This window comes from Microbacterium cucumeris (assembly GCF_058349845.2).
Genome location: NZ_JBYRIZ020000002.1, coordinates 64,801 through 78,942 on the forward strand (window position 1 = coordinate 64,801; position 14,142 = coordinate 78,942).

Genomic DNA, 14,142 nt, shown 5'->3' on the forward strand with positions numbered 1-14,142 from the left:
GCCGTGAGCCCCGAGTCCGCCGACCCGTTGCGCCCCTCTGACCACGTCGACGCCGTCGATGACGGCATCACGCAGCCCCGGCTGGGCTTCGTCGGGTGGCTGCGCTGGGGCTGGCGTCAGCTCACCTCGATGCGCACAGCGCTCGTGCTGCTGCTGATCCTGGCGATCGCCGCCATCCCCGGGTCGGTCTTCCCGCAGCGCATGGCCGACCCCAACGGCGTGACGCAGTGGGAGGCGGACAACCCGGATCTGTTCCCGGTGCTCGACGCGCTGAGCATGTTCGACGTCTACCTGTCGCCGTGGTTCTCGGCCATCTACCTGCTGCTGTTCACCTCGCTCGTGGGATGCGTCATCCCGCGCATCAAGCATCACGCGAAGGCGCTGCGGACCCGCCCGCCGCGGACGCCGGCGCGTCTCGCGCGCCTGGCCGATCACGTGGAGACCGACCGCGAGGTCGCGGACGGCGAGGATGCCTCGGCCGAGGCATCCCGTGCGGCCGACGTCGCGCAGAAGCAGCTCAAGGCGCTCGGCTATCGCGTCGAGCGCTACGACAAGGGCAGGACGTTCTCGGTGTCCGCGGAGCGCGGGTACTGGCGGGAGACGGGGAACCTGCTGTTCCACCTCGCGCTGGTCGGCGTGCTCGTCACCGTCGGGGTCGGCGGCGGGTTCGCGTACACCGGGCAGAAGGTCGTCGTCGAAGGGGAGACCTTCGTCAACTCCCTGGTCGACTACAACTCGATGAATCGGGGTCGCTTCGTCGGCGACGACGCCCTCGCGCCGTACGCCATGACGCTGGACTCCTTCGACGTCACATATCAGGAGTTCGGCTCGAAGGCGTCGGGGCAGGCGGGGGACTTCTCGGCCAACGTGTCCGTGCGCGACACGGACGGCTCCGAGTGGGAGGGCGCCGTGCAGGTGAACCACCCGCTCGACATCGCCGGCGACAAGGTCTACCTGCTCGGCAACGGCTACGCGCCCACCATCACCGTCCGCAACGCCGAGGGCACCGTGGTGTTCCGCGACTCGGTGGAGTTCCTGCCACAGGACAACAACATGACCTCCCTCGGCGTCGTGAAGGTGACCGACGGCATGCCGGAGCAGCTGGGCATGCTCGGGTTCTTCTATCCGACCCAGGCGAAGCTCGACTCCGGCGCCTATACCTCCATCTACGGAGACACGTACGCGCCGCTGCTGACCCTGCGCGTGTATCAGGGCGATCTGGGGATCGACGACGGCACCCCGAGGTCGGTCTATGTGCTGGACACGACGGATCTCACCGAGATCGCCGGCGGGGACTCGGGAGTCGAATCCCTCGAGCTCCAGCCGGGCGAGACCGCCGACCTGCCCAACGGGCTCGGCACCGTGACCTTCGAGGACGAGTCCCCGGAGGGGACGGCGGAAGGCGACTTCACCCAGTCCGTCAAGCGGTTCGCCTCGCTGCAGATCCATCACGACGCCTCTGCCGTGTGGGTGCTCGTGTTCGCGCTGCTCGCGCTCGGCGGCCTCGGTCTCGCACTGTTCGTCCCGCGACGGCGGATGTGGGTGAAGGCGACCGCCGCTACCGACACCGTGCACCTGGAGTACGCCGGGCTCGCGCGCGGCGAGGACCCCACGCTCGCCGCAGCCGTGGACGACCTGGCCGCCGGGCACGCCCGGCTGCTCGACGCCCCGAACCGGCGTGCACAGCAGGCCGCCCCTGCTCCGACCGACGACCCGAAAGTAGACTGACACCATGGAAGCGCTGGACGACTACTCGCTGCTGTGCATCTGGACGGCCATCGCGATCTACGCCGGGGCCTTCGTCGCCTATGCGTTCGATCTCGCGAGCCGCTCGGCGGCGACGGCGGATGCCCGCGCCGAGCGCGAGCTCGTGTCGGTGGGATCGGGCGGCTCGGCCGCGGACGCGGCGGCCGTGGCATCCGGCTCCGAGGCGCCCAAGAAGCCGCGCCACGTCATGGCGCGCATCGGCACTGCGCTGACGGTGCTCGCGTTCGTCTTCCACGTCGCAGCTCTCGTGCTGCGCGGCGTCGCGGCCGCGCGCGTCCCGTGGGCGAACCTGTACGAGTTCGCGATGATCGGGACCGCGCTCATCGTCCTCGTGTACCTGGTCGTGCTGACGCGCGTCGACCTGCGCTACCTCGGCACGTTCATCATCGGCCTCGTCGTCGTCCTGCTGGGCCTGGCGTCCACGAACTTCTACGTCGAGGTCGTGCCGCTCATGGATCCGCTCAAGAGCGTGTGGCTCGTCATCCACGTGTTCGTCGCGTCCCTGGCCACCGCGTTCCTGGCGCTGGCCTGCTCCTTGTCCGTGCTGCAGCTGTTGCAGGCACGACGGGAGCGCAAGATCGCGGAGCAGGCCGAGAAGACCGGAGCACGCTTCCTCGCGACGCTGCCGACCGCCGAACGCCTGGAGGCCCTCGCGTACCGCTTCGCGATCGTCGGCTTCATCTTCTGGACCTTCACGCTGATCGCCGGCGCCATCTGGGCGCAGGACGCCTGGGGTCGGTACTGGGGCTTCGACGTGAAGGAGACCTGGACGTTCATCATCTGGGTGCTGTACGCCGGGTACATCCACGCTCGCGCGACCCGGGGATGGCGCGGGAACCCGTCGGCGTGGCTGTCGATCACCGGGTTCGCCGCCGTGATCTTCAACTTCACCGTCGTGAACGTGTTCTTCAAGGGTCTGCACGCCTACTCCGGTCTGAGCTGATCTTCTCGAGCGCCCTCCCGGCGGCGGCGCGGGGCGGCGCTATCATGACGCCATGATCCGCTTCCTCATCCGCACGGCGATCTCGCTGGTGTGCTCCGCCCTCGCCCTCATGGTCTGCGCGTGGGTGCTTCCGGGCTTCGGCTTCTCATGGAGCGGATTCCTCACGGCCGTCGTCGTGTTCACCGTCGCGCAGGCGGTGCTGGGGCCGTTCATCTTCAACGTGGCGCGGCAGTACGCCAGCGCGATCCTGGGCGGCATCGGGCTGGTGTCGACGTTCGTCGCGCTGCTCATCGCCTCGCTGTTCCCCGGCGGGCTGAAGATCGACGGCATCATCACCTGGGTGCTCGCGACGCTGATCGTGTGGATCATCACGGCGCTGGGCACGTGGCTGCTGCCGCTCATCTTCCTCAAGAAGCGGGTCGAGCAGCGCCGCAGCTGACGTGCCCCTTCAGCGCTTCATCCGCACGGGGTACCGCCGAGCGGGATGATCTCGGAGTGCTCGACGCCGTTGTCGTACCAGATGAACTCGGCGTCGGAGATGACCTCGCCGACGGGGGAGAGGTCGCGGCGGGCCGCCGTCTCCAGACCGGACCACGCCTCAGCATCGAGCGCCCTGGCGTACACGACCGAGAGATGGAAGATCCAGTCGTCCACGTCGAGCTCGTCCAGCCGGTGGATGTCCGTCGCGGACAGAGCCGCCGTGAGGCTCGCGTACGCGTCGACCAGCGCCGGAGTCCTGACGAGCCGGACGATGATGATCTGCCAGGGGGCGGGGAACGCGTCCACGGCCTCGGCGATCACCTCGATCGGATGCTGCGCCGCAGCCCATCCGCGGATCAGCGACGCCAGCTCCGCCCGGCGTTCTGGCTCGTGGAAGCCGCGCAGCGTGACGTGGCCCGTGAGGGGATGCTTCAGCCCGCGTCCGGGTCCCTCCAGAAGCCGCGCCTGTGTGCGCTCGTACTCCCGCGCGACATCGGCGGTCGGGCGCAGCACGAGGTACTGCTGCCCGTCGAGCGAGTCGTGCTGCCGGGTGTCCATGAACGGTCGTCGCATCCGCCCAGCGTAGGGCGCCCGCGGCGCTGTACGGATCAGCCGGCCGCGAGCACCGCCTTCGCCGAAGTCGTCCGGCGCAGCGCCACGGCGAGCGTGGTCGCGCCGAGCGCCAGCACGGCCCAGACGATCAGCGCCGCGACGGCCGAGCCGCTGACGGAGATCAGGCCGGTGAACGCCGCCTGGGTCGGCAGCGCGGCACCGAGCGACGCCAGCCACGCCGGAATCGTCGAGATGAGTCCGGTCGCGATCGCCAGGACGCCCACGAGCGCGCTGATCCAGCGGCCGATGCCGCCGAAGAGCGCCACGAGCGCCTGGTTGACCGCGGCGAACGCGATCCCTGCGAGCACCGCCGTGCCCGCGAACGTCCACCACGCTCCCGCCTCGTACTGCGCGACGATCTGCACGATCAGCGACACGAGCAGACCCTGCCCCGCCCCGATCAGGGCGGCCGGGGCGAAGGCGCGCAGCGTGAGCGCGATCGACGGACGACGCGACGTGAGCGTGCGGTCGGTGTGCGGACGCAGCACCAGGAAGGTCGCGAGCGCGCCGAACCACAGCACGACCGCGGTGAGGAGCGGGATCGCGGTGGGCCCGAAGATCGTCGACGTCGAGGTGTTCGACGACACCGGATCCGCGATCACGGTCGCGAGCGACGAGGACTCCTCGTCGCTGAACGAGGGGAGCTCGTCGACCGCGGTGCTCAGGCCTCCGGCGAGCTCATCCGTGCCGTCGGCGAGCTGACCGAGGCCGTCGACGAGTTCCGTCGCGCCGTCGGCGAGCTGTGTCGCGCCGTCGCCGAGCTGGCCGGCTCCCGAGCTGAGTTCGTCCGCACCGGATGCGAGCTGGCCGGCGCCCTGACCGAGACCGATCGCTCCCGTGCTGAGGCCGGAGGCACCGGTCGCGAGCTTGCGCGCTCCGGCGGCCGACTGGGTCGTCCCCTCGGCGAGCTGGGTGAGGCCACCGCCGAGCTTCGTCGCGCCGGCGCCGGCCTCGCGCATCTGCGTCGACATTTCAGCGGTCGCTTCGGTGTCGAAGGCGGAGAGGCCGTCGGCCGTGCCGGCTGCGGCCTCTGATGCACCTGTGGCGGCCTCCTGGAGGTCGGGCATGCTCTCGGAGATGTCAGCCAACTCGATGCAGACTGGATCGTCGGTCCGCCCATCGCACAATTTCGCGAGCTCGTCGATGTCCAGGACGAGATCACTGACTTCGGTTGCGACGTTGGCGGTGGCATCCTTTGCAGCGCTCGCCGCGCCGAGAAGCTTGTCGGGGACGAGCCCGTTCTGCTCGAGCGCGGTCGCACCCGCCGTCAGACCGGCCCCCAAATCGGTTGCTCCTCTCGAGGAATCCGCGATGCCGGCAGCGATGGTGTCGAGCCCCGCAGCGAGCGCACCCGCGCCGCCGCTGAGCTGGTCTGCTCCGCCGGCGAGCTGGTTCGCGCCGTCCGAGATCTCGGACGCGCCATCTCCCAGCTGAGACGCCCCGTCACCGAGCTGGGTGACGCCGTCCGCGAGCTGCGTGGCCCCGTCGGGCAGGGCTGCGGCCCCGTCTGCGGCCTGCGACGCGCCGTCCGCGAGCTCCGTCGCCCCGTCCGCGGCCTCGCCGATCTGGTCGCCGAGCGTGGTGAAGCCGACGAGGACGTTCTCCATGGTCGCCTCGCTGAGCATCGTGCCCATGCTGGAGGTCGCGGCCGCCGCGATCTGCGACGTGATCAGGTCGTCGGCGACGCGACCGTCCTCCGGCGTGGTGACGGTGATCGTGGCCTGCTCCGCCTCGCCCCCGCCGTCCGCGATGGCCTGCCCCGAGGACGTCGCGGCGGCGGAGAAGTTCTCCGGGATCGTGATGACGGCCTGGTAGGTGCCGTCCGCGAGCCCCTCGGCCGCGTCGTCCTCGTTCGAGATCACCCAGTCGAGGTTCGAGTCGACCTCGTCCGATCCCTCCACGAGACCCGACGCGAGCTGGCGGCCGAGCGGCGTGTACTGGTCGTCGATCGTGACCGGCTCATCGAGGTTGACGATGGCCGCCGTCATGTTGTCCAGCCGCTCGGTTGGATTCTGCAGCGCGGCGACCAGTACACCGCCGATGATCGCCGGCAGCAGCAGCACGCCGATCACCGTCAGCCATGTGATCGGCTTGCGGGAACGTGCGCGTTCGATGGAGAGGGTCATGCGGTCACCTCGGTGGTCTCGGTGCGGCGGGGGGATCGGGTGTCGAGCACATCGGCGTCGGACCAGCCGGCGTCGGCGAGGACGGCGCGCGCGACGTACGCGTCGGATGCCGTGGCGAACACGGCCAGCGGGCGGGCTGTCGCGGCATCCCGCAGCATCGCCGTCGCCTGGTCGCGCTGAGCGCCGCCGAGGCGGTCGATGCCGTCGATGACGACGAGCTCGGAGCGCCCGCGCAGCGCCTCGCGCAGGTCGCCGAGCGCGGCATCCGCGTCATCGACGAGCACGCAGCCCACGTGCGATCGCACCCAGGCGGCGCGTCCCGGCAGCAGGTGCCCGGCCACGCGCAGGCGTCCGCCGTCGGGAGCCACGCGGCCCGCGACCGCCAGGGCCAGAGCGCGACGGACCCGGGCATCCGGACCCGTGGCGATCAGCGCGGCGCCCGGAGCCACCCGGAGGCTCACGCCGTCGACGACGGGAGCGTCCGCGGCGAGCACGAGGTCGTCCGCCGCGACGATCGAGTCGTCTCCCGGCCACGCGGCCAGGTGCCGCTCGCGCTCGACGGCCTCGCCCTCGATGTCGACGCTCGGCAGGATCTTCTCCAGCCACGCGGGCAGCTCCCAGGCGCGCTGGCCGAGGATCGCCATCAGCGCGGGGATCAGGGTCATGCGCACGAGGAAGGCGTCGATCGCGATGCCGGCGGCAAGACCGAGGGCGATGGGTTTCAGTGACGAGTCGCCTTCCGGCACGAATGCCACGAACACCGCGAACATGATGAGCCCGGCGGCGGTGACGACCTTCGCCGATCCGCGGAAGCCGGTGCGCACAGCGCGGATCGCGGCCTCGCGGCGCTCCGCGCGGGAGGCGCTCTTCGACGACGGGTCGTGCACGTAGTCCTCGCGCATGCGGGACACCAGGAACACCTGGTAGTCCATCGCGAGTCCGAACAGCACGCCCATCAGGACGATCGGCATGAAGCTGATGATCGGTCCGACCTTCGCGACATGCAGCGCGTCGGCGAACCAGCCCCATTCGAAGACCGCTCCCACGACGCCGAACGCGGCGACGATCGACAGCAGGTATCCGAGCGCGGCGGTGATCGGCACCCACAGGGACCGGAACACGATGGTCAGAAGGATGAGCGACAGCCCGATCACGAAGATCCCGAAGGGCAGCAGCGCCGCACCGAGCTGATCGGAGATGTCGATCGCGACGGCCGTGAACCCGGTGACCTTCACATCGATGCCGTACTCGTCGAGCCATTCGTCGTGATGCGAGCGAAGCTCGCGCACGAGATCGCTCGTGGCGGGGTCGTCGGGTGCGGTCTCGGGGATCACCTGGACGATGCCGGTGTCGGCGGTCTCGTTGGGGGTCGCGAGGGCGACCTCCTTGACGCCGTCGATCTCGTCCACGGCGTCGCCGAGGTCCTCCATCAGCGTCAGCGGATCGGTCGAGGTGACGATCGTGCCGGTGAGGATCAGCGGCCCGTTGAATCCGGGGCCGAACTCCTCCGCCACGAGATCGTAGCTCTGCCGGGCCTCGGAGTCCTTCGGGAGCACACCGGCGTTCGGCAGGGCGAGGTTCAGGCTGAGCGCGGGGATCGCGACGACGCCGAGTCCGATGACCACGGCGAGGGACGTGAGGATCGGTCGCTTCGTGATGCCGCCGACCCAGCGCTGACTGAACGTGCGCTGCGGCGCGGTGGACGCCTTCTTCTTCCGAGGCTTGCGCTTCCAGCCGATCACGCGCCCCTTCATGAAGCCGAGCAGCGCGGGTGTGAGGGTCACCGCGATGGCGACCGCGATGGCGACGGCGACGGAGGCGGCTACGCCCATCGTCGTCAGGAACGGGATGCCGGCGAAGCCGAGGCCGATCAGGGCGATGAGGACGGTGATGCCGGCGAACACGACCGCGGACCCGGCGGTGCCGACGGCCCGCGCCGCGGACTCCTCCGGGTCGACTCCGTCGCGCACCTGGTCCTGGTGCCTGGCCATGATGAACAGCGCGTAGTCGATGCCGACGGCGAGGCCCAACATCAGCGCGAGCAGCGGCGTGGTCGAGGACACGGTGGCGAACGCCGTGGCGGCGAAGATGCCGGCGATCGAGATGCCGACGCCGAGGACCGCCGTGGCCAGCGGCAGCCCGGCCATCGCGAAGGAGCGGAACGTGACGATCAGCACGACGAGCGCGATCAGCAGGCCGACCGCCTCGGTGATCGTGACGCCCGGGATCGAGGTCGCGAACAGGTCGCCCCCGAGGGCCGTCTGCGACCCGTCCGGCAGCGCCGCGGACAGCTCGTCGACGACCGCGCCCAGCTCGTCCTTGGTCTCCTGCGACACGTCGGTGGACTGTCCGTCGAACTGGAGCTGGACGATCGCCGCGGTCTCCTCCTCGTTGACCATGCCAGCGACCATCTCGTCATAGGGGGACGTGACGGCGAGGACCCCGTCGAGGTCCTCGAGCTCGTCCACGGCATCCTCGATGTCCGTGCGGTACGCGTCGTCCGTGATGCTGTCGCCGTCGGCCGCGACGACGATGAACTGCGCGTTCGTGCCGCTCACCTGCGGGAACGACCGGGAGAGCTGCTCGAGACCCGCCTGAGATTCGGTGCCCGGGATCGAGAACGTGTTGTCCGTACCGGTGCCGAGCACCAGCGCTCCTCCGCCAGCGATGCCGAGGACCAGCAGCCAGGAGACGAGCACGCGCCAGGGGTGGCGGAACGACCAGCGTCCGAGCGACGACAGGAGAGTGGACACGGAATCCTCCGAGGGGCCGAGGTGGATTCGATACACAGGTGTATCCGATACAACTGTGTATCCTACGGTGAGTCGGCGGTGCGAAACTGTGCGCGGGGTGTGAGAGTTGAGGGGAGGAGGCTTCGATGACGATTCCGGTGACCCGACGTCGCGAGAACACGCGTGCCCGCCTGCTGGATGCCGCGGCGCAGGTGTTCGCCGAGGTGGGCCTCGAAGGAGCGAGCGTGGAGGCGATCTGCGAGCGCGCCGGCTTCACGCGCGGAGCCTTCTACTCGAACTTCGAGTCCAAGGACCAGCTCTTCCTGGCTCTGGCGTCCACGGTGGCCGAGCAGCGTCTCGCCTCTGTGCGGGGGCGTATCGACGAGTTCGTGGCCTCCGGCGTCCTCGCCGGTGACGCTGATCCGACCGAGCTGGTCCAGAAGATCATGGATTCCGGTCTCGACGACCGCCTCGGTGTGCTGATGATGAGCGAGATCCGCATCCGCGCGCTGCGCGATGAGGCGTTCGGGCGCGCCTACGTCGAGCAGGACCGTGCGATGGTCGCGAGCATCGAGGGCATCATCCAGGGCATCATCGACTCCGGGCTCTTCTCACTGCGGATCGACGTGCCCTCTGCCGCGCGCATGCTCATGGTGCAGTGGGAGGGGTGCATGGCTCGCGCCGCGATGGAAGGGCTGGACGGCGATCGCCTGCATCATGTCGGCGCCGAGGCGCTCGGTCAGCTGGTGGATCTGATCATCGCTCCGGCCGAGTAGCGCGGACGCCGTTCTCCGAGAGCACGGCATGGCAGCGGGAAAGGCGGTCCAGCCACCAGTCCCGGCGGTCCTCGGAGGCCGCCAGGCGGTCGAGCCGCGCCGGATCAGGCACGACGCGGTGGGCCGGGACGGCTCCGTCGACGGGGATCAGCTCCGCGACATCGTCGGTGAACAGGGCGCCGGTGCCGAGGCCGCAGTCGTGCTCGAGATCGGGGAGGGATGCCGCGAGCATCGCGCCCTGCGCCAGGCCGACGGCGGTGTCCAGGGCGCTGGAGACGACCGCGGGGAGACCGGCCTCGGCGACGATGTCGAGCGCGCGGCGGATGCCGCCCAGGGGCTGCGCCTTGATCACCACGAGGTCGGCGGCTCCGGCCCGCGCCACCGCGAGCGGGTCCGCGGCCTTGCGCACGCTCTCGTCGGCGGCGATCGGGATCCCCATGTACTTCACCCGACGGCGCAGTTCGGCGAGCTCCGCGACGCTCCCGCACGGCTGCTCCGCGTACTCCAGGTCGAACGGGGCCAGCGCGTGGATCGCGTGCTCGGCCTCGTCGACGTTCCAGGCGCCGTTGGCGTCGACGCGGATGCGCCCCTCCGGACCCATCGCCTCACGCACCGCGCGCACGCGCGCGACGTCCTCGGCGAGCACCTGGCCGGACTCGGCGACCTTGACCTTCGCGGTGCGGCACCCGGGGAACCGTGCGAGGACCGCGTCCACCCGGGCGGCCGCCACGGCGGGCACGGTCGCGTTGACCTGGACGGTCTTCCTGCGCGCTTCGGGCTGGGCTGACCAGCCGAAGTCGATCGCGGCGGCGAGCCACGTGGATGCCTCGGCATCCGGATACTCGACGAACGGCGAGAACTCCGCCCAGCCGTTCGGGCCCTCGATCAGCAGGGCTTCGCGCACGTCGACGCCGCGGAATCTCGTCGCCAGGGGGAGCGCGACCACTCGTGCCGTGTCGAGCAGGTCTGCCAGCGCCGGGATCATGACCCTATTCTGCTCTCGGTGTCAGCCTACATAAATGTGCGATTGACAATAGTGTGTGACGCACAGTAAAGTGGCGGACATGGACGAGACGTTCGACACACATCTGCAGGAGCTGCGGCGCGGCACGATCGTGCTCGCGTGCCTGCAGCTGCTGCGGGAGGCCGGCTACGGCTACAGCCTCCTGGAGCAGCTCGAGGCGCACGGCTTCGCGACCGACGCCAACACGCTGTATCCCCTGCTGCGACGGCTGGAGAAGCAGGGATACCTCACGAGCGAGTGGAACACCGAAGAGGCCAGGCCCCGGAAGTTCTACCGCACCTCCGAGGCGGGCATCCGCCTCGCCGACACACTCACAGACGAATGGCGCGCGCTCACCGGAGCGATCGCCTCGCTCACCGAAGAGGAGCACTGACATGACCGCCACACTGACCGAACGCTACATCTCCGCGACGATCCGGAGCCTCACACCTGAGACTCAGGGCGACGTGCGCGCCGAACTCGAGGCCTCCATCGCCGACGCCGTCGAAGCGCGCGTCGAGCAGGGCGAGGATCCGGCGGAGGCCGAACGGGCCGTGCTGACCGAGCTCGGCGACCCCGGCATCCTGGCCGCCGGTTACGCCGACCGCTCGCTGCACCTGATCGGCCCGAAGTACTACCTCACCTGGTGGCGGCTGCTGAAGCTGCTGCTGTGGATCGTGCCGGTCAGCGTCGTCGGCGCCCTGGTCCTCGGGCTGCTGCTGTCCGGGGCCGGCGTCGGCGAGACGATCGGGCAGGCGGTGTCCGTCGGGATCACCGTGATGGTCCACATCGGCTTCTGGACGACGCTCGTGTTCGCCGTGCTGGAGCGCACCGGCGCCGACACGGGCGCGAAGTGGGACGTCGATCAACTGCCGGAGATCCAGGAGGGCGGGGCCGGCCGCAGCGAGCTGATCGCCTCCCTCGTCTTCCTCGGCATCGCCGTCGTGGCGGTGATCTGGGATCGCGTGCGCGGGTTCTTCCCCACCGGAGGCGAGCCGATCCCGATCCTTGACCCCGCGCTGTGGCCGTGGTGGATCGGTGCCCTGTTCGTCCTGATCGCTTTCGAGGCGGTCTTCGCGGTCGTGATCTTCCGGCGCGGGTGGACGACGGCGCTCGCCGTCGTGAACACCGTGCTCGCTCTCGCCTTCGCGGCGTGGGTGCTGATCCCGCTGATCTCCGGAGACCTCATCAACCCGGAGTTCCTGGCGCACATCGTCCAGGCCGGAGGCGAAGGCTTCGCGGCGGGTGACGCCGAGGCGGCCGGCAACGGCGGCATCTTCCGCATCCTCGCTGTGCTCGTGGGCTTCGGCATCGGAGCGGGAGTCATCTGGGACATCATCGACGGCTGGCGGAAGGCCCGCCGCGCGGTGCGGGCCTGATCGCTGCGCAGGATCCTGCAGCGGTTCCCCGGGGAGCGGGCATGCTCCCCGGGGAACTCCGCGTTCGGCTCAATCGTCGGAGAGCATCTTCGGCAGATAGCCCAGCGCGTCGAGCTGACGGATGAGGCGCGGTGCCAAAGGGCCGCGAGACAACGCGAGTCGGTAGAACCGCGGACCCTCGACGGAATGCTGAAGAAGTTGTCGGTCCAGAAGGTCGCGAATGATGCGGGAGCGCTGCGAGGCTGTGCCGAGCAGCACCTCCGCGAGGTCCCCGGCCTTCACCGTCCCGCGGTTCAGGACTTCATTCAGCGCTCGATGCTCGCTGGTCGTGATCTGTCCGTCGCGGGCGAGGCGCGCCAACGCCGGGCCCACGAGTGCATCGATGACATACTCGCGATCTTGAAGTCGGATCAGACGAGTGATGTCCTCCCGGATCCCCTTCGCGAAGAAGGAAGCCCAGGCGATCGTCCCTTCGTCATCGAGTGCGTCTGCCGCTTCCAACGCGGCGATGTATGCAGCGCGGTCGTTGCCGAAGACGGCTGTGGGGTTCAGCGCGCTGAACCCCCGAGTGGCGAAGATCGTCCGCCGCAGCATGGCGTACGTGAACAGGCGGGAGACGCGACCGTTTCCATTGCGGAACGGGTGGATCCAGACGAAGCGATGATGCGAGAGAGCGATCTGCATCATCTGCTCATGAAGCGGGCGCTCCGCGTTCGCGAACTCGAGCAGAGACGACATCTCAGCATGAACGGTCACCCAGGGCGGTGGCCGGTGAGCGGAACCGGTGATGGCGACGTCCTGGTTCCGGTAGGCGCCGGGGGTCGGATCACCTTCGCGCGAGAGTCCTTGGACCGTGCGGGCGTGGAGATCGCGGATGAGTCCGTGCGTGAGCGGTTCGGCCGGATCAAGCTCGTCCAAGTGTCGAGCGACTTCGGTGATGTTCGCGATCTCGCGCAGCTGCTCAGTGAGCGGATCCTCAATCCCGTCGACAAGATCGATGGCCTCGTAGACGGTCGTATGGTTGCCCTCAATGCGGGCGGATACCACACTCATGACGGTATCGAATAGGCGATGCAGTTCTGCGTACGTGTCGCGTGGGGTGGTTCCCGTTCCGATGTCGGCGCGCAGCCGTTCGATCTCGAACAGGGTGGCGACGAGATCCGAGTCGAAAGCGAGAGGCGGCAACCGGTAGAGGTCGGTCATGGTCCTTGCTCCTGGATGCGTGAGAAATTGCAGTCATTTCCTCGATTATTTGCAGTCTAGGTGTACATACACCCGAAAAGAAGCTCCTTCTCGCATATGACAAGCCCCAACTAGTTGCGCACAGGGTCTGAGAGACTTGCAGGTCCAAGGCGGCCGACTTGCTTTCTACTCCCTGCCGACGCGGAATATGCTCGTAGACGTGCACAATGCGTTCGTCTCCGACCTGTTCGACCCCGCCGAGTGGGTGCTCGCCCCCGGCGCCGAGGCTTACACCGACATCACGGCTCATGTCTCGGTGGACGGCGGCGTCGCGCGCATCGCGTTCGACCGACCGGAGGTGCGCAACGCCTTCCGCCCGCACACGGTCGACGAGTTGTACCGGGCGCTGGACGTCGCGCGTCAGGACCCGAAGATCGGCGCCGTCCTGCTGACCGGCAACGGGCCGAGCCCCAAGGACGGCGGCTGGGCGTTCTGCTCGGGCGGCGACCAGCGCATCCGCGGTCGCGACGGCTACAAGTACTCCGAATCCGCGACCGAGGTGGCGGATCCGGCCCGCGCCGGACGTCTGCACATCCTCGAGGTGCAGCGCCTGATCCGCTTCATGCCGAAGGTCGTGATCGCGGTCGTACCGGGGTGGGCGGCCGGCGGGGGCCACTCGCTGCACGTCGTGTGCGACCTGACGATCGCGAGTGCCGAGCACGGCAGGTTCAAGCAGACGGACGCCGACGTCGGCAGCTTCGACGCCGGATACGGATCGGCGTACATGGCGCGCCAGACCGGACAGAAGTTCGCGCGCGAGGTGTTCTTCCTCGCCGAGGAGTACTCCGCGCAGCGCGCGTATGAGATGGGCGCCGTCAACCGTGTCGTCCCGCACGCCGAGCTCGAGCGCGAGGCTCTGGCCATGGCGCGGACAGTGCTCACCAAGTCACCGACCGCCATCCGGATGCTCAAGTTCGCCTTCAACGCGGTCGACGACGGGATGGTCGGCCAGCAGGTGTTCGCCGGCGAGGCGACGCGCCTGGCCTACGGCACCGACGAAGCGGTCGAGGGACGGGACTCCTTCCTCGAGAAGCGCGCTCCGGACTGGAGCTCCTTCCCCTGGCATTTCTGAGCGCAGACCC

12 protein-coding genes are annotated in these 14,142 nt (G+C 69.2%); 7 read left to right on the forward strand and 5 right to left on the reverse strand.

The window, feature by feature from the left end:
* Nucleotides 1-3 precede the first annotated feature (3 nt).
* The 3 genes from resB to AC3RXZ_RS06955 are packed head-to-tail and all read left to right on the forward strand — an operon-like array spanning nt 4 to nt 3,149.
* The gene (gene resB / locus AC3RXZ_RS06945) at nt 4-1,728 is read left to right on the forward strand and encodes a cytochrome c biogenesis protein ResB (protein ID WP_308220993.1); all 1,725 of its coding nucleotides are present in this window, start codon (nt 4-6) and stop codon (nt 1,726-1,728) included.
* A gap of 4 nt (nt 1,729-1,732) precedes the next feature.
* The gene (gene ccsB, locus AC3RXZ_RS06950) at nt 1,733-2,710 is read left to right on the forward strand and encodes a c-type cytochrome biogenesis protein CcsB (RefSeq protein ID WP_243233426.1); all 978 of its coding nucleotides are present in this window, start codon (nt 1,733-1,735) and stop codon (nt 2,708-2,710) included.
* A gap of 52 nt (nt 2,711-2,762) precedes the next feature.
* Nucleotides 2,763-3,149 carry a phage holin family protein gene (locus tag AC3RXZ_RS06955; RefSeq protein ID WP_243233421.1) on the forward strand — a complete coding sequence of 129 codons (387 nt, stop codon included), beginning with the start codon at nt 2,763-2,765 and terminating at the stop codon, nt 3,147-3,149.
* A 17-nt stretch (nt 3,150-3,166) separates the two neighbouring features.
* Here the strand turns inward: AC3RXZ_RS06955 and AC3RXZ_RS06960 are convergent, their stop codons facing one another.
* From AC3RXZ_RS06960 to AC3RXZ_RS06970, 3 genes are read right to left on the reverse strand one after another with little or no spacing between them, the layout of a single operon-like run.
* Entirely contained in the window at nt 3,167-3,763 is a 597-nt protein-coding gene (locus AC3RXZ_RS06960; protein ID WP_243233419.1) for a 2'-5' RNA ligase family protein, read from the reverse strand.
* A gap of 35 nt (nt 3,764-3,798) precedes the next feature.
* Complete coding sequence (locus AC3RXZ_RS06965; protein ID WP_491493552.1) at nt 3,799-5,928, reverse strand: YhgE/Pip domain-containing protein; 2,130 nt, start codon at nt 5,926-5,928, stop codon at nt 3,799-3,801.
* Nucleotides 5,925-8,681, reverse strand: a complete 2,757-nt coding sequence (locus tag AC3RXZ_RS06970) for an MMPL family transporter (RefSeq protein WP_491493553.1) — start codon at nt 8,679-8,681, stop codon at nt 5,925-5,927. The genes AC3RXZ_RS06965 and AC3RXZ_RS06970 overlap by 4 nt, the downstream gene beginning before the upstream one ends.
* Nucleotides 8,682-8,806: 125 nt before the next feature.
* Here AC3RXZ_RS06970 and AC3RXZ_RS06975 point away from each other — a divergent pair, with 125 nt between their 5' ends.
* Nucleotides 8,807-9,436: a TetR/AcrR family transcriptional regulator gene (locus tag AC3RXZ_RS06975; RefSeq protein WP_243233411.1), complete on the forward strand. Its 630-nt coding sequence runs from the start codon at nt 8,807-8,809 to the stop codon at nt 9,434-9,436.
* Here the strand turns inward: AC3RXZ_RS06975 and AC3RXZ_RS06980 are convergent.
* Nucleotides 9,417-10,421: an o-succinylbenzoate synthase gene (locus AC3RXZ_RS06980; RefSeq protein ID WP_243233408.1), complete on the reverse strand. Its 1,005-nt coding sequence runs from the start codon at nt 10,419-10,421 to the stop codon at nt 9,417-9,419. The two genes, AC3RXZ_RS06975 and AC3RXZ_RS06980, sit on opposite strands and share 20 nt — an antisense overlap.
* A gap of 79 nt (nt 10,422-10,500) precedes the next feature.
* Here AC3RXZ_RS06980 and AC3RXZ_RS06985 point away from each other — a divergent pair, with 79 nt between their 5' ends.
* Together AC3RXZ_RS06985 and AC3RXZ_RS06990 are read left to right on the forward strand one after the other, a co-directional pair.
* Entirely contained in the window at nt 10,501-10,833 is a 333-nt protein-coding gene (locus tag AC3RXZ_RS06985) for a PadR family transcriptional regulator (RefSeq protein WP_243233474.1), read from the forward strand.
* Nucleotide 10,834: 1 nt separating this feature from the next.
* On the forward strand, nt 10,835-11,818 hold the full coding sequence (locus tag AC3RXZ_RS06990) for a permease prefix domain 1-containing protein (protein ID WP_491493554.1): 984 nt from the start codon (nt 10,835-10,837) through the stop codon (nt 11,816-11,818).
* A 69-nt stretch (nt 11,819-11,887) separates the two neighbouring features.
* Here AC3RXZ_RS06990 and AC3RXZ_RS06995 read toward each other — a convergent pair whose 3' ends face one another.
* Nucleotides 11,888-13,021: a Fic family protein gene (locus AC3RXZ_RS06995; RefSeq protein WP_243233398.1), complete on the reverse strand. Its 1,134-nt coding sequence runs from the start codon at nt 13,019-13,021 to the stop codon at nt 11,888-11,890.
* Between the two features lie 187 nt (nt 13,022-13,208).
* On the opposite strand from AC3RXZ_RS06995, the gene AC3RXZ_RS07000 reads away from it, so the two are divergent.
* On the forward strand, nt 13,209-14,132 hold the full coding sequence (locus AC3RXZ_RS07000; protein WP_243233395.1) for a 1,4-dihydroxy-2-naphthoyl-CoA synthase: 924 nt from the start codon (nt 13,209-13,211) through the stop codon (nt 14,130-14,132).
* Nucleotides 14,133-14,142: the final 10 nt, after the last annotated feature.